Below are 19,386 nucleotides of genomic sequence, written 5' to 3' on the forward strand. Positions count from 1 at the left end.
ACCCCGCTCGGGATGGGCGTTCAGGTCACGACCGGGGCCTGTTTACGGAGCGTGATGGGTGACGGCCGCGCCGATCACCGCGCGGTCCTCGGTGATGGTGACCGGCGTGTACACCACCATGCCGGCGGAGTTGCGGTCGACGAGACGTCCGCGGCGGCTCTCCCCGACAAGACGGGCCCGGCCCTCCAGCGACCCCACGCCCACCTCGTGGTCGGCCGGGCCGAAGGGGCCGGTACCGACCAGCCCGGCCTGCTCGGGAACCTCGGTCACGTAGATCCGCACGATCGCTCCGGGCACGGTCGTCCAGCGCAGGACGGTGCCGCCCAGGGTGGAACGGGCCTCCAGATCCACCACCGCGCGCGGCCGTGCGACGACCCGCACCAGTACCTCCGCGGCACCCGACGGGGCGACGAGACTATCCGAGGCGTCCGCTCCGGCGACCCACACCTGGTAGCGGTAGATCGCGCCGGGTGCGGTGTCCTGGTCGAGGAAATAGCCGTCGGATCCGCGGAACCGGCGCTTCGCGCCCGACAGCGGGGAGGTCTCGGCGAAGGTCCGTTCGATGACGATGCAGCCCTGCCCCGGAACCGGTCGCCAGGACAGCGCGACCGCGTCGTCGATCATGCTCGCCCGCAGCGCCGTGACGGGCGGGAAGAGCGTGCGGGTCGGGGTGCGGACCGGTACGGACCGCAGCTGGCCGGATTCGCCGGACACCGTGGTGACCACCTCGTGCCAGTGCGGGACGCCCCTGGGCACGCCGGCGTCGAACAGCTCGGTGGCCGTGGTGATGCCCAGGCTGCGTTCGCGGCGGCCGCCGGGGGCCGTGGGGTCGACAAGAACACGCGACACCCGGTAGGAGGCGCCCTGCGTGGTCGATGGTTCCCATCGGAGCAGGACCGCGCCGTCCTGCTCCACCGCGGTGAGCTCCGTCGGGGCGGCAGGATGGCCGGTCTGCGGCGCGCCGGGATCGACGTGTCCGCTGGGCACCTGGCTGGGCGCCGCTCTGGCGGTGGGCCCTGGATGCCAGGACAGCTCGTCAACGTGGGCCGCCCGACGCTGCGGATCGGCCTGGGCCGCCCGGGCGAGCAGCTCGCGCGCCCGGGCCGGGGTCATCCGCCGGCCGGGGTCCTTCTCCAACAGGCCGTCGAGCACCGCGGCCAGCTCGCCGGCCCGGTGCGCCTGGGCGGGCGGGTGCAGCAGGATGGCCGCGAGCATCGCGCCGAACGTGTCCCGCTCGAACGGCGGCCGGCCCTCGACGGCGAAGTACAGCGTGCCGCCCAGGCTGAACAGGTCCGCCTCGAAGGTGGCGGGCTGGTTGTTCAGCCGCTCCGGCGCCATGTAGAGGGGGGTCCCGAGGACACCGGTGACGGTGAGGGTCGGGTCGCCGTCGCCGGTGGCGATGCCGAAGTCGGTGAGCACGATCCGTCCATCGGTCCCGATCAGGACGTTCGACGGCTTGACGTCACGGTGAACGATGCCATGCGCCCGTGCCGCGACGAGGGCGTCGAGCACCGCGGTCCCGATCCGGGCGACCTCGGCAACGGGCAGGGGCCCGTCGGACCGGACCACCTCGAACAGGGACCGGGACGGCACGAGCTCCATCACGATCCAGGGCAGGCCGTTTTCCAGGAGCACGTCGAGGATGGTGACGACATGCGGATGGCCGCGAAGCTTGGCCGCATGGCGCGCCTCCCGCAGGGCGCGTTCGACCCGGCCCGCGCGTTCGGCCTCGGCGACTCCGCCGGCGAACTCGATCTCCTTGAGGGCCGCCTCGGTCTCCAGCACGGAGTCGAAGGCACGCCACACCGTCCCCATCGCACCCGCACCCAGCCGCGCGACGAGTCGGTATCGGCCCGCCACCATACGGTTGCCTACCGGAACGGTAGCCACGACACCCCCTTGGCTTCCTCCATTGTCGCAGGACAGCTTCCCAGGTGGACGGAAATATCGAGACGCTGCCGAGCAGCCCGCTCGCCGGGGTCGGGTCGGGTGACCCCGGGCTGGGCCGGGGTTGGGTCGGTCAGGACGGGTCGGGGCGTTCCGGCACGAGGTGCTGGCCGGGGGCCGCGGCGCCGTGCAGGCGCAGGGTCGCCCCGGCGGCGTCCGCGCCGGCTTCCCCACCGGTGTTCGTACGGGATGCCGGGTGGGTCGGTTCCAGGAGCCGGTGTGACCCCACCGGCTCACCCGGCCCGTCGGTTCCAGGCCGATCCCCCGGGGCCGGCCGGGACGGCGCCATGGCGCCCGCGAAGGCCGTGGCGACGATCAGGGCGCCGGCGACCGACAGCAGCACGCGATTCGGCTCGTCAACATCCAGGACGCGCGCGAGCAGCAGACCGATCCCCGACCCGCTCACCGCCGCGGCCACGGTCATCAGGACACCGATCCGCCGGTCGCCCAGGAAGATCGTTTGTCCGCAGATGAGGCCGATTATCGCGGCGGCCACCGGCCCCACGACGGCATGGCCGGTCCGCTCGGTTCCGGCGGCCCAGACCCCGACCGCGGCGGCCAGACCGGTCAGGGCGAGCAGCGCGGTCAGGACCGATGGCCGTGACGAGGACGGGGATGGCCGTGACGGATGCGCGGGCCCGACTGCGGGGAATGGCGGCGTCGGGACGGATGAGGGCGTGGGGGGAGGGGTTGCCGGCGGGCCGGGATTCGGGGTCGGCCGGGTCTGCTCGCGGTTCGGTTCCGCACCCGTGACCGGGGGGACGTCGTTGCTGGCGTCGGCCGTCTCCTCGGGGGAGAGCCGTTGGGTGAGCAGGCGGACGAGCTCGCCGGCGGAGGGCCGGTGCCCGGGGTTCTTCGTCAGGGCCTGACGAACGGGACCGAGCAGCCGCTCGGGCACGCCGTCGAGCTCCGGCTCGGTCGAGCTGATGTGCAGCGCCACGATCTCCGGCGCCTCGCCGCGGAAGGGCCGCCGCCCGGTCGCGGCGAAGACCACGCAGCATCCCCAGGCGAAGACGTCCGCGGCCGATCCCGCCTGCTGGCCGTTGATCTGCTCGGGGGCCATCCAGACCACGGTCCCGACGAGTTCGCCCGCCTGGGTGTAGCCGGTGTAGTCGGCCGACCGGGCCACCCCGAAGTCGATGACCTTGGGACCGGCCCAGGACATCACGATGTTCGCCGGTTTGAGGTCGCGATGCACCACGCTGGCGGCGTGGATCGCATCGAGGGCCGCGGCGAGACCGATCGCGAGCCCATCCAGAGGGCGGCCCGTGAGCGGGCCGCCCTCCCGGACGGCGGCGTGCAGGGTGGGGCCCGCCACGTATTCGGTCGCGAGCCAGGGCTTCGGCCCGTCCACCTCGGCCCTGATCACCCGGGCGACGGTGTCGGCTCGCACATGCCGGGCAGCCGAGACCTCGGAACGGAAGCGGGCACGGAACTCGGGGTCACTGGCATGCACCTCGTGCGGCACCTTCACCGCGACGGGCTGGTCGTCCGGTCCGAATCCCAGGTAAACAACGCCCATGCCGCCGGCGCCGATGCGACTGTGCAGGCGATAGGGCCCCATCACTCGTGGGTCGGTGTCGTTCAGTGGTCGTAGCACGGCTGGTCCTCGAGCGTCCCTGTCCCCGGCGTCCCTGTCCCCGGCGCTTCTGTCTCGGACAGTGCCGTCTCCGGCGGCACTGCCTTTGGTGGCGCTGTCACGTTGGTGGCGCTGTCACGTTGGTGGCGCTGTCACGTCGCACCACAGCCCGGTGGCCGTCGGAATCTCCGAACGTAGTACTCCGCGGCGGCCCGATGCAGCGGTATATAGCAGAAAAGTGGGCCTTCGTAGACGGACAGCGCGTCCGGGACCGTCCGTCCTCCGGGGTTGTCGCCCCACAGCTCCTTCGCGTAGTCCTGCGGATCCCGGAACAGTTCGGCGGTCGCCCGCCTGACCAGCACCGGATCGGCGTCCGCATGGGCGAGCAGGCCGTTGGGGATCGTGATGGTCCGGACCGGCGAGATCCCCCGGTAGTCGTCGGGCCCGAGGCTTCCGGTGCCGAAGACCGGCCCGGCGAAGAAGTGCCCGCGGGACCGGTAGAACTGGTCCCAGTCGGCGGTGATGCCGTCCTGGTAGCTGGACAGGTCGAGCAGGCGCAGCCTGGCGCCACCGGCGATGGCGTTCTTGATCTGCCGGGTTCCGGCTCCGCCCGCCCAGACCACCGCGTCCACCTTCCCGGCGGACAGGCCGCGCAGGGCCTCGTCGATGGAGGATTCGTCCAGTTCGCCGCGGCAGTCCTCGGACAGGGCCACCCGCAGGAGCACCTCGCTGATCTGCCGGACCCCCGATCCCGGCCGGCCGGCGGCGATGGGTCGGTGGCAGAGATCGGCGAAGCGGGTGATGTCGACGTCATCCGACCTGCTGGTGGGGTCGCGCACGATCACGTGCAGCAGGTCCTGATGGACGGGGCCGATGGTGCGCAGACCCGCCACCGGGTGGCCACCGCGGTTCGGATCGAACTGGTTGACCCCCTCCGCCGCGTCGACCGTCGTGTTGAGCTGCGCGATCGCCAACCCGCAGACGCGGCTGTCGGGTGATTCCAGGTTATAGATGTTCTCCGTGGAACCCGCCGTTTCCACGACGTCCACGTCGAAGTGTTCCGGGGCGGCTTGCAACCGGGTCCGCAGTACCCGGGCAAACTGGTTGTAGGGTGACCCGACACTGCCAGTGAAGATCTGTACCGAAGTGCAGGCGGATCGGCCCGCTGGCGGCCAGGCGGCAGCCCTGGAACGATCGGACGTGGTAATGAGCAAAGTGACGACGGCGACGGCGAGAACCACACCGATCACCACGGTGAGGCGTTGCCGTCGGGTCAGCCTTTCCGGCCGGGACCCGGCCGGTTGGTCCGTCGACACCGCGCATCCTCCGCTCTGGGATGTGGATCATTGACGACCATGGTCGCGGAATGCGGGAAATCGTAGAGGAATCGGCAGAGCAGGTTCACGGCCGGGGGTGCGGTGGTAAAGCGCCCGCCTACCAGCTTCTCGGAAACTCTTCCGGAGCGCGATTCCCGGCGGGCCTTCGGGCTTGTCCGGTGGACGACACGGGGTCACCGGTGGCGAGGCCAACGCCCGGCTTCCCGGCCTGGGAGCCACAGGTCGACCCCGCCGACCCGGCTGGGAGCCGCGCCGACGAGTTCGCGCAGCAGCGTGCGTAGCTCGGCAGTCCGCCGCGCCGGTCCCAGCACGACGGCGTCCGGGGCGAGCCGTTTGTAGGCCGCCCGCAGCCGCGGCGATCCCGACATGGCAGCGGCGGTCGTCGCGCCGTTGTCGATGTCGATGAGGGCGGACGTCAGCGCGTCCGGCGGGCTGTGGAACGCCGCCCGGCCATCGGGCCCGGGGACGGTGCAGTAGCAGCCGGGGATGACGAACCGGAAGTTCGCCCTGGCCTGCCACAGCATGGCCTCGGCGTTCTGGGGATGGGGAAAGGGGACGACGAGTGCGGTGGCACCCTGCGGAATCAGGGTCACCCCGTCACTGGTGAAGAACGCGGGCGTCGTCATCGACGTGGTGAGCATCGGGGCGGGGACGAGCGCCACCAGGGCCGCGAGTGTCAGCAGGCCGGCTCCCAGCCGGACGGTCCTGGCCTGGACCCGAGCGGGGATCTCCCGGCCGGGGTCCGGATCGGCGGGCACCGTCCGGTCCGACGCCAGCTGGTCAAGCCCGGTCGCCACCACGATGGCCGCGCACATCATCACGTATAACGCCAGGCGGGAGGGCAACACGTTGCCGAGTACCGGCACGTGCTGAAGGGGCCGCCACGGGAGGGGAACGCCGGTGCCCCGGCCGTCGACATGCAGGTGACCACCGAGTGAGAGCACGGCCATGACCACGCCGAGCGGAGCGAACACCCCGACCAGCGGAGGCCGGCGCGCGCCGCCCGTTGCGACGACGACCACGACGATCAGAACGATCAGTGGAGCGCCCAGGTAGCCGCTGACCTCGACCGCGTTCCCCGTGAAACCGAGGCTGTGGCGCAGCGCGCCGTCCGGGGCGACGGCCTGCATGGGCGTCGGCGTGACGAAGGTCAGCAGATCCGTCACGGCGATTCCATCGGGTTGGATCGAGCCATGGATCCGCTGGGCACCCAGGAACTGGGTGCCCAGCGGCCAGGCGAGCGCGACCGCGGCGACCCCGCCGGCCGTGGCGAGGCCGGTCAGGGCCGGTCGTAGCCGCGATCGGATCCGATCGCGATGACGTACGGCGAGGATCACAAGGCCGAACGTGGCTGTCAGCGCAGATGTGGCGAGCAGCTCCTCGCCGATCAGCGCCTGGGCGATGATCGCCAGACCGAGCAGGACGCCGGTGCGCCGCGGCCCCCGCCCGCGGACCACGAGATCGTCGAGGAGCAGCAGGAGAACCGGTGGGAACGGCGCGAAGGTCAGATGCAGATGACCGTAGGACGCACCGATCATGTACGGTCCGAAGCCGTACAGCAGGCCCGCCAGCGCCGCTGGTCCCGGACGTACCCATCGGCGCAGCACCCAGAACAGGGCGAATCCGCTGATCACGGGCGCCAGAGTCAGTAGCACCGTCAGCGTGGTCACGGGGCCGCCCAGCAGCGTGATCGGTGCGGCCAGCGCGCCCAGTAGGAGCACGGGTGTGCTCCACAGGACGTCGGCCCCGTCGGGGGCGTTGATGTGGTGCGTCAGGAACGGGTTGAGCCCGTCGGCGAGCGCGTGCGGCGTCCAGCCGAGGAACCAGGCGAACAGCATGGCGTCGTTGCCGCCGTAGGAGACGTTCCCGAGATTCCCCCAAGCGGAGTGGAAGATGCCGATGGCCACCGCCAGGTATCCCACCGCGACCAACAGCGGCGGAGGAACCTGGATCCGCCAGGACCGGATCTCCGGCGCCGGGCGTGCACCGTGGCCGGGAGCATGATCGGTACCGTGACCGGAGATGCCTTTGGCGGCCCCAGCGGTTTCGGATTGCGTCACGACGGCCCCCCTCGTGTGCCCGTAGACCCCGATCCGCCCCCTGCGGACGGGATGTACGGGGCGTTCACGACCATAGTCGCCCTGATTGCCTCTGCAGCTACATAACGTGATGATTTGGCGGTGTGGGGTGACGGTTCGCCCGCGACGCGGCACAGGGAGAGATACCCGCCGAGGGAGAGTTCCTCAGCCGGCTACGGAAACCCTCGCCGGTTTTCCGGGACCGCGTTCGTTCTCGCGGGTCCGGCGGTTCCTGGTGCTGGGCTGTCCGGTGCTGGGCTGTCCGGTGCTGGGCTGTCCGGGCCGTTCCGGTGTGGTGCGCGGTACTACCCGGCTGCCCGGTCCTGGCCGCGGGGCGTGGCGCTCGGATCCGCCCATTCCGCCACCAACGCGGCGTAGCTGCGATAGCGCGCAACGGCGTAGTCGTCGGAGACGACGCCGTCGCGGTCAAGCACGGCGACGGGATAGCCGCGCTCCGCGCGATAGCCCCGTTCACCGACGATGACCCGCCCCCCGAGCCGGACCACTCCGACGACGTACGGCAGGGAGGTCCAGCGGGGCGGGCGGGCGGTGGCCAGGATGCTCGGGTCCCGCCAGGCATACAGGCCGCAGGCGCAGTGCTCGTCCGGGACCCGTTCGTGGCCCGCGCCGGGCTCGCCGGGCTCGCCGTCCCGGTCCGGCCGGCGGGTGCGCAGGCAATGTGCCTCGGTCATGCCGTCGGCGCGCCAGAGCAGCAACCCGGGTGGAAACGGCGACCACGGCGTCCAGGCAGGGCGTAGCTGGCCGCGCGCGTCCACCGCCCACTGCCGCCAGCCGAGCAGGCTCACCCGGGAACCGGTTCCAGGTCCGGTTCCGGCGCGGCCGGGACCGGGATGGTCAGCGGCTCGGAATCGGGAAAGCTGATCGGCTCGTCTTCGACGATCCGTTCCGGTCTGCCCACATCACCCACACGTCTACGTTGAGCGCCCGATGCCGAGCCGTCAATGCCCCGGCGGGTAGCCGTCAATGCCCCCGGCGGGTAGCAGGCACCCCATCGGGGTACGGGCCCTCCCTCCGGGGGCGGGCCGACCAGCGGAACCAGGCGCAGCGCCGCGGGCCGCAACCACTGGTTCCCACGAACTCCTGGTCGGCGTGTCGATGATCTCCACCGGTGGTGTTCAATGTGCTCTTCGCCTAGTCCTGTGGGGTGATGTCGTTGCCGGGCATGTCTGCGGCCGATCCGTACCAGGTGGCCGCGGCCCTGCTGTGGGCCCGCGTCCTCGGTCTCGAGACCGTCGGTCTGCATGACGACTTCACCGATCTCGGCGGTGATGCGGCGACCGCGCAGGAGCTGGTGGCGACCCTGTGCGACGAGTTCGGGGTCCGGCTGCCGAGCTCCGTGGTCGCCCAGGCGCCGACGCCCGCCGCGTTCGCCGAGGTGTGGGCCGCCCGGCAGAGCGAGTCCGTCGGGCATCCCACCGTGATGCCGCTGACGCCCGACGGTTCCGGCACCCCGTTGTTCTGCTTCCCGGAGGCTGGTGGGCCGGCGATCGGTCTGCTCCCGTTCGCCCGGTACTTCGCGGGCGAACGGCGAGTCTACGGGATGCAGGCGCACGCCCTGGAACGGCGGGGCGTCCCCGACTGGTCGGTGTCGGCCGCCGCCCGGCGGCACGTGGGAGAGATTCGTCTTCTCCAGCCGACGGGTCCCTACCTGCTGGCCGGGCACTCCTTCGGCGGACTGATCGCGTTCGAGGCCGCGCAGGTCCTCCGGAAGGCGGGCCACGAGGTCGGCCTGCTGTCGTTGATCGACACCTATCTGCCGGGTACCTCGCGGCTGACCCGATCCGGGGCGATCGTGCCGACCAGTCAATTGGAGGGAGCGCATCCGGACTCCCCAGCGCCGCCCGACGCCGGTCGGGGGATCGGCCCACTCGCCGCCGACGATGGGCCCACGCTGACCCCGCGGGTGGTGGTCGACCGCCTGCGCCAACTCGTCGAGCTGCCGCTCGCCGGCGTGGTCCGCTTCCGGGGGATCCACCAGTACGACGTCTTCTACAACCAGGGGCGCATTCTGACGATGACCTACCGCCCCCGCACCTACGATGGCCGGACGACGGTCTGGCTCGCCGACGACCACGACGAGATCGAGGCCTGGCGGGGCGTCCTGACCGGACCCGCCGCGATCCGCCGGATCGGTGGGGACCACCGCGGCGTCCTGCGGGAACCGCTGGTCGCCGGGGTGGTGGCCGAGCTGCGCCACGAGCTGGCGACGGTGCCCGGCATCGACGGCCGCCGGGTCTGATCTCCTGCGGACCGCCATCCCCACGCCGCCCGCGGAGACGTTTGCCGCACTGCGGCGGCGCTACCCGCAGGTCGACCCCGAGCGACTCCTCCCGGTCGGGTGTGACGCGGCGCGTTCGTTGATCGCCGAATGTCTTGCCGCCGGGATGAGTAAGTTCGTCGTTCATCCGGTCACGACACCCGGCGGATGGCCGGATTTCCTCGACGCCTTCGCCGCCGAACTCATGCCGCTCGAGACCTGATCGGCGGGCGTTCCTGGCGAGTAGGACGATCGTTCCTGGCGAGTCGGACGATATGGACGGAGGGCTCAGGTGATGGTGAAACCGCCGTCGACGGCAAGGGTCTGCCCGGTGACGAAACTGCCGGCGTCGGAGGCCAGGAAGAGCAGCGCCGCGGTCAGTTCCTCCGGTTCACCGAAGCGTCCGCCGAGGACCCTCGGCAACTGGGTCCCGAGGTACTCGGGCTGGTACGCGGCGGTCATCTCAGAGTGGAAGAAACCCGGCGCCAGCGCGTTCACCCGGATGCCGCGTCGGCCGGTCCATTGCTGGGCCAGATCACGGGTGAGGCCGACGAGTGCGGCCTTGCTCGCCGCGTAGGCCGCCTGCGGCAGGCCGGCGGTCGTCAGACCGAGAACGCTGGAGATGTTAACGATGCTGCTGCCGGGTCGCATGACCCGCGCCGCCGCCTGCGCCATCCAGTAGCAGCCGCCCAGGTTGACGTCGATGACGGAGCGGAACTGTTGCGGGGTCTCCTTGAGCGCGGGGATGGCGGTGCCGATCCCGGCGTTGTTGACCAGGATGTCGACCCGGCCGAAGGTCTCCATCGCGGCGGCGACAAGGTGTTCGCAGGAAGCGGGGTCGGTGACGTCGGTGGCGACGGGCAGGGCGCGGCGGCCCTCCTTCTCCACGAACTCGGCGGTGGTGGTGAGCCGGTCGACCCGGCGTGCGCCCAGGGCCACGTCCGCGCCGGCCTCGGCCAGGCCCCGGGCGAAGTCCACCCCGAGACCAGAGGACGCCCCGGTGACGACGGCGACCCGACCGTCCAATCGGAAACGGCCCAATACGGACATGGCGTGCTCCTTCACGATAAGGCGGCTCGCGCCTGATCATGGATCCCATCCCGGGCCGGCGAGCGATCCGGGCTTCCCGCGCCGCCATCCTTGCAGGTCCCGGCGGCTGGCCCTACCAGGCTGCCGGCAAACGTGTTCCGGAACGTGTGATCTGTGGGTCGGGGGGTACTGACGACGTGTCGGTTACTTCGACCTCACCGGTGGTGAAGCGCGACAATCCCGCGCACGTCGACAGGGCGACCGAGGGCCTCGGGAGAGCGGAGGTCATCGCGCCGCGGGGGAGATGGAGCGTCGGGCCCGGGCGCTTGTCTTCGCCTCGTACATGTCCGTATCGGCGTGCCGGACCACGCTCTCGGGACTGTGCGAGCCGGCGCCCCCGACGGCCTGCGAGGACGCCAGGCCGATCGTTGCTTTGACCACAAGGGTGTTGCCGGCCACGGTGAGGGGTGCCTCGACGAACTCGCGCACCCGCTGCTCGGTCTGGCGCATCGTCAGGGAGTCGGCCCCGGGCAGCACAATGACGAACTCGTCACCGCCGAGTCGGAACGCCTGCCCAGCATGTGCTTCCGGTCGGATTATCTCGGGACCGATCATCTCGGGATCTATCAGCGCGGGACCGATCGGCTCGACCGGTCCCGCGCTGGCCACCGACGGGCCCGGGGCGAGGACGCCGGCCAACCGAGTGGCGACCGTGCACAGCACATCGTCGCCCACCTGGTGACCGAACGTGTCGTTGATCGGTTTGAAGTCATCCAGATCGATGAGTAGAACCGCGAACGGAGTCCGCTCCCGAGCCAGTTGATCGAGGAATTCGGTAAGCGCCGCCCTGTTCGGCAGGCCGGTCAACGGGTCGTGGGTGGCACGTTTCCGTAGCTGCTCCTGCAACTGACGACGTTCGCTGATCTCGTGGCAGGTGAGCAGGACACCACCGTCGAAGCGGCCCGGCCCGGACGCGGGCCGCCAGGCGCCGGCCTCGATGTCGAACCAGCGATGGTCGCCGTTAACCGTCCGCATGCGGACGTCCAGAAGGGACCCCGGTCCACCACGCTGCCGGTCCGCGAGGAAGGCCCGCGTCGCAGCCTGGTCCTCGGGATGGACCAGGTCGATGAGCGGCAGCCCGATCATGGCCTTGACCGGGTAGCCGAGCAGGCTTTCGACCGCCGAACTGATGAAGGTCGGCCGGCCCGCACGGTCCAGGTTGACGATGATGTCGTGCGACTCGTGCAGCAGGGTCTGCAGCCGCGCCCGGTCGCGCCGGACCGCCTGCTCTCCCCGGAAGATCATTTTTGTCAGGCCTGAGAACGTGACGGTCACAATGCCGAGCAGCAGCAGATCGCCGACGGCATGGTTGTCTCGCGGGTCGCGCGGCAGCGGGCCGTCCTGTTGCAGTATGAGGTACCCCCACGTGGGATGGCCGGGGATCGCGGCGGCAACGGCGACGTGACCGCCGCCGTTGCGCACCGTCACCTGCTGGCTCTGGCCTGGCTTGATTGATCGCAGCTCCGTGCCGTCAATCATGGCGATCCCGACCGCGGACGGATCGTCGGACAGGGCGATGCGCCCGGCCTCGTCGACGATGACGATCCGGGTGTCCTCTCCGGTGCCGCTCGTCCCGGTACCCCCGCCGCCAAGAACGCGGACCATCTCGGCTCCCGGCATCCCGGCTCCCGGTCTACCCATGAACAGAAACGCGGCGCTGCGTCCGTCCCGCACGATCGGCACGATGCTGTACGCCCGAACCCGATCGCCCAGGTGGAAAACAGGGATGTTGATTCCGCTGGTGCGGGCGAGAGCCCAGATCCGGTCCCGTGGGGGGAACGGGATTGTTGCGCCGGTGGGTTGGACCGCCGTCGGCCTGCCGTCGAGATCGACCAGTGCCAGAACGGTGTCGGGGCCCGTGAGCGCCGACCGGGAGACCGACGCCAGCACCCGCTGGTCGACAGCGGGTTCGGTCAGCGACCAGGGAAGTCTGGAGATCGGGTCGATCAGGCGCACGGGTTGACCCAGGTCCGCGACATACTCGGCCAGACGGAGGACGAGGGAGTGGGTCTCGGCGATGTGCTGGGCCTCGTCTCGCCGCCGGTTGGCATTCTCGATCTCCAGGGTGACCGCCGTGGCGGCCAGGATGACGGTCCCCAGCACGAGCAGTGGGATGGCTCGCCCCAGCTGCTCGCGCACGGTTGTCCGCCAGCGTCGAGGAGACAGCGGATGCCCGGTCCGGCCCGCGGGTGACGATCCGGATGCGCCTGGGGATCCGGGCAAGGCTGGGAAGGACATCGAGCGCGGTCGGGTGACCGGGGACCGCGGCATGATCCGGTCGGTGGCGAGGAGCACAGACGCGGACGGTGCGGGCGCTTTGAGCGTGGCGGTTTCGGCCGGCGTGCATTGGACGGCGGTGGGCCTGGTCACCGCGGGCTCCACCGTGGTGGTCTCGGCCGCTGGGGGGTCCGCCATGGCATATCGTCCCGGACCAGCCTGCTTGGCCTTGTACATGGCCTCGTCGGCCGCGCGCAGCAGCCGCCCGGAATGGCTGGGCCGGCTGACGGCCAGCGCTACTCCGACGCTTGCGGCGACGCAGACCTCGTAGCCGTCGACGAGGATCGGTTCCCGTACCGCGCGGATGACCCGACCGGCCATGGTGCGAGCGGCGATTTCGTTCGTGCGCCGCAGCAGGACCCCGAACTCGTCGCCGCCGAATCTCCCGGCGACATCGTCGGGGCCCAGCACTGTTCGGATCCGTCCACTGATGACCTGCAGCACCCGGTCGCCGGCCGCGTGGCCGAAGGTGTCGTTGACCGGCTTGAAGCTGTCGAGGTCGATGAACAGGACCGCGACGCCCCCAGTCGCGGCGAGGGCATCCTCGAGCTGCTCCTCGAAGGCGGTCCGGTTACACAGTCCGGTGAGTACGTCATGGCGCGCCTGATAGCCGAGCTGGTCCAACAACTGCTTCCGTTTACCGACCGCATGGCAGGTGATCAGCACTTCGCCGGATCCATCCCGGGTGGACAGGTGGCGGGTCGCGACGTCGAACCACCGGGGTGCGCCGTCCGCCGCCGTCATCCGAATGTTGAGCAGGGACCCGGCAGCGGGGTTCTCGATCAATCGTACGAGCCGGTGGGCGTCGTCCGGGTGCACCAGATCCGCGACCTTGCGCCCGAGCCAGGTCTCCTGGGAATGGTCGAGCAACGGGACGATCGCGGGGCTGATGAACGTGAGTCGTCCAGTGAGGTCGGTTGTCAGCACGATGTCATGGGCCGCCGCGAACAACGCGCACAGCCCGGCCCGGGAGCGCCGAGCCGCCGTCTCTCGCAGCAGGCCGACGAAGACGATGCTCAGGACCGACGTCAGCGCGAAGGCCAGCAACGTCAGATTCCGTTGGTTCCGTCGGGCCCGGAGGTCGGCGTTCAGCGAGTCCGTGGCCTGCCGGAAGTAGGTCAGGTACCCCGTCGTCGGCTGCACCGCCGTGATGTTCGTGATCCTCTTGCCGTTCTCGGTCGTCTCCCAGATCCGCGCACCACCACGCTGGGCGTGGGAGCGGGAGAGATCGGCGGTCGAGAGGACCTGCCGACCCAGCATGCCCGGCTCGGTGGATGCGATCGGTACCCCGTCCGGGCCGACCGTCGACATGCTGCCCCGGCCGACCCCGAGCAGGGCCGTGATCCCGTTGGTGAACTGGAGGTTGGACTCTTCGGTGGACACGGCGACCAGGACGGCCCAGGGCCGCGGACGGCCGACGGGAACCACCGTTGCTCTGACGCGGCCATCGTGGAGGGCGAAGACGGGGGACACCGCGGGAACCCCGGACCAGGCAGCGGACCAGGCCTGCCCCAGGTCGGCGGGGACTATGGAGTTCCCCCGTGGATAGGAGGCCGTGGTATGGCCCGCGGTGTCGAGCAGCACAACCACCCGGATGACATCGCCGGAGTGAGCGATCTGGAGCTGCGGGAGCAGGGCTTCGTTTCCCAGGGGGTCACCGGGCTGGAAGGGCGTCCGATCGGTCGCGGACTGCATCGCCGCCGGGTTATCGACGATCGCCGCCCACTGCGCGAGCCGCTTGACCAGCTGGGAACGTTCGTTGAGACGGTCGATCTTCTCCCGGCTCAGTAGATCGGAGCCCGTCCAGATTGCCATGGTACCGAGGACCGCAACCGTGAGTAGTCCGACGATCAGCGGGTGGATGAATCGCCGCCGGAGTCGCGATCCGGCCCGGGCCGCCGAGGTTCTGATTGCGGCCGTGACTCGCCCGGGCGCTTGCCGCCCACCGATTCGGCCACCTCTGATCATCTATATGCCCCGTCCGACAACCGTGCCCGGACTCGACGGATCTTACCGTGAGTGAAGACTTTCTGTTTTCCGTGCCGTCGAATCATCCCGGTAGTGGGTGAGCATACGAGTATCTGTGCCACGAGTTTCACCGGCCGCCGCCCGTGACAGAACTCCACCGCTTGTGCCGACACGGACCGGCGTATTGGGCTGGGTGACCCGGCGCGTTCGCGGGATGGAGGAGATTGCCGATCGAGAATGATTCGACTACTAGAGGTGTCGCTCTGAATACTTTAAGGCTTGGATGGTCGGTCGATGGGCGACATCAACTCGACTGCGGGTTACTACGTATAACGCTATGTATAGCACTGGGTGCTGTTGGCTGGAGCTGGGGAGCTGTGATGTTGGTACCGCCCGCGACCGGCCCCCCGCATGCTTCTCGTTCCCTTCGGCGTTATTCAATACTCTCCGTAACGCCCGGCCGGTCTAGCCCGATCGAGTATCGCGAAAGATGATCATCTGCTCACCGCGTGCGTTGCTCGAGTCGGCGGGGCTTCGTGGCAGCGGGACCGCCGGGTGAATAGGAGCGCGTGACCGTCCCTTCCTGCCTCGCCGGCTCCTCGTCGAGGCGTCGGCGAGGGCGCGGGGCGGCTTGGTTGAGCAGTGTGTCCGCTGCTTCCGATCCGTTCCGCCGGTGGCTGGCTTAACGGTAAACGGCATTCTAACCTGGACGGCGGTCCGGAGATTCACCGCGTCTCGGGTGGGCCGGAGCGTGCGGATTTCTTCGCCCGGACGCGGCCACCGGTCGATTACCCGGTTCTCGATCCGGCCTGGTGCCCGGACGTCAGGGCGCGACGACATCGTCCCGGCGTTGGATGCCGAATGTGTAAAAACCTTTGGGCGCAATAGCTGGACGCTGGCCGGGAACAGCCCACCTGTTCGGGGCCGGCGGCAGGGATCGTTTCTGGTCCGCCGTGGGCCTTCGCCGCGGGAGCGGATCTTCTTCGGCGTGGCCGTGATCCGCACGGCACCACCGGGTACACGGCCCGTGGATCCAGCGAGAGCGCGCGATGCGACTGGTCCGACGCGGCCAGGAGTGGCACGCTTCATACCAGTGCCGACGGGCCGTGCTCGGACGCGGTTCCGCCCGAACGCGGCTCGGCTCATGTGCGGCACTGTCGAGGTCGATGTGCGGCCCGGCCGAGGTCGATGTGCGGCACTGTCGAGGCCGATGTGCGGCCCGGCCGAGGTCGATGTGCGGCACTGTCGAGGTCGATGTGCGGCCCGGCCGAGGTCGATGTGCGGCACTGTCGAGGTCGATGTGCGGCCCGGCCGAGGTCGATGTGCGGCCCGGCCGAGGTCGATGTGCGGCACTGTCGAGAGGAGGGCCGGTGATCTCGCCGACCACCGTCAACCGGACAACGGCGGTTCCCGGGACGTGTTCGTCCCGGACCCATGAGGTGACGAACCAGCCTCCGCCCCTCGTGGGGCACGATGCGGCGGCCGATCCGGCGCTGCTGGCGGCCCTCGCGCGGGAGGGGGCCGGCTGGCATATGGACGATCTGCATCGACTCGGTCGGTTGGCCGGCAGCGAGGAGGCCGTCCGCCAGGCCGACGAGGCGAACAGGTTCCCGCCGCAACTGCGCACTCATGATCGTTACGGGTTTCGCGTTGACGAGGTGGACTTCCATCCCTCCTGGCATGCCCTGATGGAGGTCGCGGTACGGGAGGGCCTGGCCGGGGCGCCGTGGGCCGACCCGCGTCCCGGCGCCCATGTCGCCCGCGCCGCGGACATCCTGGTCTGGGGCACCGTCGAGCAGGGCCATCTGTGCCCGGTGTCGATGACCTACGCCGTGGTGCCGGCGCTGCGCGCCGCCCCGGAGCTCGCAGCCCGCTACGAACCGTTGCTGACCAGCCGCGTCTACGATCCGGGTCTGCGCCCACCCGAGGGCAAGGCCGGCCTGCTGGCGGGCATGGGCATGACGGAGAAGCAGGGTGGCTCGGACGTCCGTGCCAACACGACGACGGCGACGCCGGCGGGCGACGGGACCTATCGGCTGCGGGGGCACAAGTGGTTCACCAGCGCCCCGATGAACGACGTCTTCCTGGTCTTGGCCCAGGCCCCCGGTGGCCTGTCCTGCTTCTGGGTGCCACGGGTGCTTCCGGACGGCGTCCGCAACACCTTTCGCATCGCGCGGCTGAAGGACAAGCTCGGTAATCGCAGTAACGCCAGTGGCGAGCCGGAGTTCGATGACACGGTCGGTTGGCTGGTCGGCGAGGAGGGCGCAGGGGTCCGGGCCATCATCGAGATGGTGGCGATGACCCGGCTCGACTCCAGCCTCGGCTCGGCGGCGGGGATGCGTGCGGCCGTCATGGCGGCCGCCCACCACGTGCGTCACCGACGCGCGTTCGGGAGACCGCTCATCGATGCTCCGTTGATGCGCAATGTGCTCGCCGATCTCGCCCTGGAGTCCGAGGCCGCGACGACCCTGGTGCTCCGGGTGGCGGGCGCGGTCGACCGGGCGGCCCGTGGCGATCGTCAGGAACAGGCGTTCAGACGGTTGGCGATCGCCGTCGCGAAGTACTGGGTGTGCAAGCGTTCCCCGGCGCTGGCCGCCGAGGCGCTCGAATGCCTGGGGGGCAACGGCTACGTGGAGGAGTCCGGGATGCCGAGGCTCTACCGCGAGGCGCCGCTGAACGGCATCTGGGAGGGCTCGGGCAACGTCAACGCGCTCGACGTGCTGCGCGCGCTCACCCGGGAACCGGCCAGCCTCGCCGCCTTCGCCACGGAGATCGACGCGGCACGTGGCGCGGACCGCAGGCTGGACGCGGCTTGGGCCCGGTTGCGCGCTGTCCTGAACCGGTCCGAGGACGCGGAGTTCGCCGCCCGGCGCATCGTTGAGCGACTTGCCGTCGTCCTGCAGGGCTCCTTGCTGGCGCGCTACGCCCCGAGCGCCGTGGCCGACGCGTTCTGCGCCACGAGAGTCGCCGGTGAGGGGGGACTGGCCTTCGGCACCCTGCCCGATGCCGCTGATGTGCCAAATATTCTCGGCAGAATTCCACCGATGGGCGCCTGAGATGATTCGCTCGGTGTTTCCTGACCTTGGCGGATAGGTACTAGAAACTCTCCGTAATCAATGCTGCGCCATCGGGTGGGGGATGTGCCCCTAGGGTGGAGACTGACTGCGCCCTGGAGGGTTCCATGGTGTTCTTCTGCTTGGCTGTCGCCGGGCTGATATTGATCGCGGGCGCGCTCGGCCTGGTGCGGGGACGCGCGGAATGGGCGTGGATCCCCAACCGCCGTACGGCCGGCGCGGTTGCCGGTGCGGGATCCGCGGCGCTCGTCGCTTTCGGGCTGCTCGCATCTCGAGGAGTCGGGGTCGGCGACGGCAACGATCCGGACCTGCCCGTGAGCCAGGCTGTCCTGCCTGCACCGACTCCCCCATCACCGTCCACGCCAGCATCGCCACTTTCAGTGCTGTCCGCGACGTCCGTCGAGCCCGGGTCCACGTTGCCCGCGGACACCGATGCGGATCGGGACCTGGCTGCGGACAGGGCCGCACGTCGTCCGGCGCCGTCCGATGACCGCGGCGGCCCCCAGCAGGTGGGTCCTCCCACATGGGACACCTGGCCGCCATGGGCATCGCCCGCGGACAGCCGGTCGTCGGGGACGTTGCAGCTGGGGACGTTGCCGGTGGAGACGTCGCCGGTGGAGACGCCGGCGCTGCCGTCTGCTACGTCCTCGCCGGGGACATCGCCGACGGGGACATCGCCGGCGGGAACCCCGCCGCCGGCGCATGGTCGGCCCGACACCCGCCCGGACGACCGGGAAACCGCCGGCGGTCGCGGAACCGCCGGTCAGAAGTCTGACGGGCGCGACCATGCCGGGTCCGACCGACATGCCGGGTCCGACCGACATGCCGGGTCCGACCGACATGCCGGGTCCGACCGACATGCCGGGTCCGACCGAGGAGCCGGGTCCGACCGAGGAGCCGAGAGCGCGGCCCCGACACCACGCGACGGCGGTCGCCCCTCACCCGGATCACCTGGATCGAGTGATACGGGTCGTGGCGCGGGGGCATCGCGGCAACCGAGGGAACCGGGGGATCGGTCCGTCTCCAGGCCGGCGAGTGGACCGTCGGCGAGCGGACCGTCGGCGAGCGCGGCGGAGTCGCCGTCCGCTCCGCCGCGCACGAACGAGGGCTCGCCCAGGGCGACCGGACAGCCGGCCGGCTCGGCCCGGCAGGCTGGCGCCGCCGGGCCGGCGGACGGATGAGCGTTCTCGCTCGAGGTTGTCGGCTGCCGCACTTTTCCGGGTACACGGAGGGCGACACGACGTTCTGGTATTCGTCTCGTTACTTTCAGTGAGTTACGGTTCGGGTTCTCGTGCTGATGCTGAGACCTGGGGGGCCCCGATGTCGGCGGTTGCGATGATCATTGCTCTGCTTGCGGTGATGGTGATGCTGATCGGTATCACAGGCATCCTGTGTGGGCGGGTCGGCTGGGCCGGAATTCTGGACCGGCGGCGAAGCGGCACGGTCGCGGCGGCTGGATTCACGGTCGCGGTCATCGCCTTCGGGCTCGCCGCGCCCGGCGGGCCCACCCCGGGCGACGTGCTGATCCAGGCCGATCGACCGTCGTCCGATCGGCTCGTCCGGGCCAGGGCTGATGACGATCGGGACGACGACCGGTGGGCGGGCCGCCGCGAGCAGAGCCGATCGTCCTTCCCCACCCGGTCCACCTACCCCGACCCCGTCCACCCCGTTCCCGGCATCCCGGGAACGGACGGAGCACGGACGTTGCCACGCCTCGTCGCCCCTTCAGGCGATCCAGATTCCGCCGGGGGCCGTGATT

The 19,386-nt window shown here is 70.3% G+C and carries 10 protein-coding genes; 3 read left to right on the forward strand and 7 right to left on the reverse strand.

Translation table 11 applies throughout. The features are described 5' to 3' along the window. Positions 1 to 42 precede the first annotated feature (42 nt). The 5 genes from AC08OO_RS01705 to AC08OO_RS01725 all read right to left on the reverse strand — a co-directional run bounded on the left by AC08OO_RS01705 (position 43) and on the right by AC08OO_RS01725 (position 7,747). A complete protein-coding gene (locus AC08OO_RS01705; RefSeq protein WP_476609233.1) occupies positions 43 to 1,890 on the reverse strand; it encodes a protein kinase domain-containing protein in 1,848 nt (615 codons plus the stop codon). Between the two features lie 130 nt (positions 1,891 to 2,020). Next, the gene (locus tag AC08OO_RS01710; RefSeq protein ID WP_476618164.1) at positions 2,021 to 3,547 is read right to left on the reverse strand and encodes a serine/threonine-protein kinase; all 1,527 of its coding nucleotides are present in this window, start codon (positions 3,545 to 3,547) and stop codon (positions 2,021 to 2,023) included. A 131-nt stretch (positions 3,548 to 3,678) separates the two neighbouring features. Beyond that, positions 3,679 to 4,842 carry a TAXI family TRAP transporter solute-binding subunit gene (locus AC08OO_RS01715; protein ID WP_476609412.1) on the reverse strand — a complete coding sequence of 388 codons (1,164 nt, stop codon included), beginning with the start codon at positions 4,840 to 4,842 and terminating at the stop codon, positions 3,679 to 3,681. A gap of 194 nt (positions 4,843 to 5,036) precedes the next feature. Continuing rightward, the gene (locus AC08OO_RS01720; protein ID WP_476609413.1) at positions 5,037 to 6,923 is read right to left on the reverse strand and encodes a hypothetical protein; all 1,887 of its coding nucleotides are present in this window, start codon (positions 6,921 to 6,923) and stop codon (positions 5,037 to 5,039) included. 323 nt (positions 6,924 to 7,246) lie between these two features. Then, positions 7,247 to 7,747, reverse strand: coding sequence for a hypothetical protein (locus AC08OO_RS01725; RefSeq protein ID WP_476609414.1), 501 nt, complete (start codon positions 7,745 to 7,747; stop codon positions 7,247 to 7,249). A 377-nt stretch (positions 7,748 to 8,124) separates the two neighbouring features. Here AC08OO_RS01725 and AC08OO_RS01730 point away from each other — a divergent pair, with 377 nt between their 5' ends. After that, the gene (locus AC08OO_RS01730; protein WP_476618165.1) at positions 8,125 to 9,201 is read left to right on the forward strand and encodes a thioesterase domain-containing protein; all 1,077 of its coding nucleotides are present in this window, start codon (positions 8,125 to 8,127) and stop codon (positions 9,199 to 9,201) included. 306 nt (positions 9,202 to 9,507) lie between these two features. Here AC08OO_RS01730 and AC08OO_RS01735 read toward each other — a convergent pair whose 3' ends face one another. Together AC08OO_RS01735 and AC08OO_RS01740 are read right to left on the reverse strand one after the other, a co-directional pair. Next, positions 9,508 to 10,269, reverse strand: a complete 762-nt coding sequence (locus AC08OO_RS01735) for an SDR family NAD(P)-dependent oxidoreductase (protein ID WP_476607241.1) — start codon at positions 10,267 to 10,269, stop codon at positions 9,508 to 9,510. Between the two features lie 264 nt (positions 10,270 to 10,533). Further along, positions 10,534 to 14,400: a diguanylate cyclase domain-containing protein gene (locus AC08OO_RS01740; RefSeq protein WP_476609416.1), complete on the reverse strand. Its 3,867-nt coding sequence runs from the start codon at positions 14,398 to 14,400 to the stop codon at positions 10,534 to 10,536. A 1,523-nt stretch (positions 14,401 to 15,923) separates the two neighbouring features. Between AC08OO_RS01740 and AC08OO_RS01745 the strand changes: the two genes are divergently transcribed. Then, complete coding sequence (locus AC08OO_RS01745) at positions 15,924 to 17,609, forward strand: isovaleryl-CoA dehydrogenase (protein ID WP_476609417.1); 1,686 nt, start codon at positions 15,924 to 15,926, stop codon at positions 17,607 to 17,609. Positions 17,610 to 18,947: 1,338 nt separating this feature from the next. Next, on the forward strand, positions 18,948 to 19,386 hold a 439-nt coding region (locus AC08OO_RS01750; protein WP_476618166.1), incomplete at its 3' end, for a hypothetical protein.

The organism is Frankia sp. CeCAU1 (assembly GCF_977971845.1).

Coding starts and splice junctions, on each gene's coding strand:
- AC08OO_RS01735 (WP_476607241.1), bottom strand. CDS start 10,269: ATGTCCGTATTGGGCCGTTTCCGATTGGACGGTCGGGTCGCCGTCGTC.
- AC08OO_RS01730 (WP_476618165.1), top strand. CDS start 8,125: ATGTCTGCGGCCGATCCGTACCAGGTGGCCGCGGCCCTGCTGTGGGCC.
- AC08OO_RS01740 (WP_476609416.1), bottom strand. CDS start 14,400: ATGGCAATCTGGACGGGCTCCGATCTACTGAGCCGGGAGAAGATCGAC.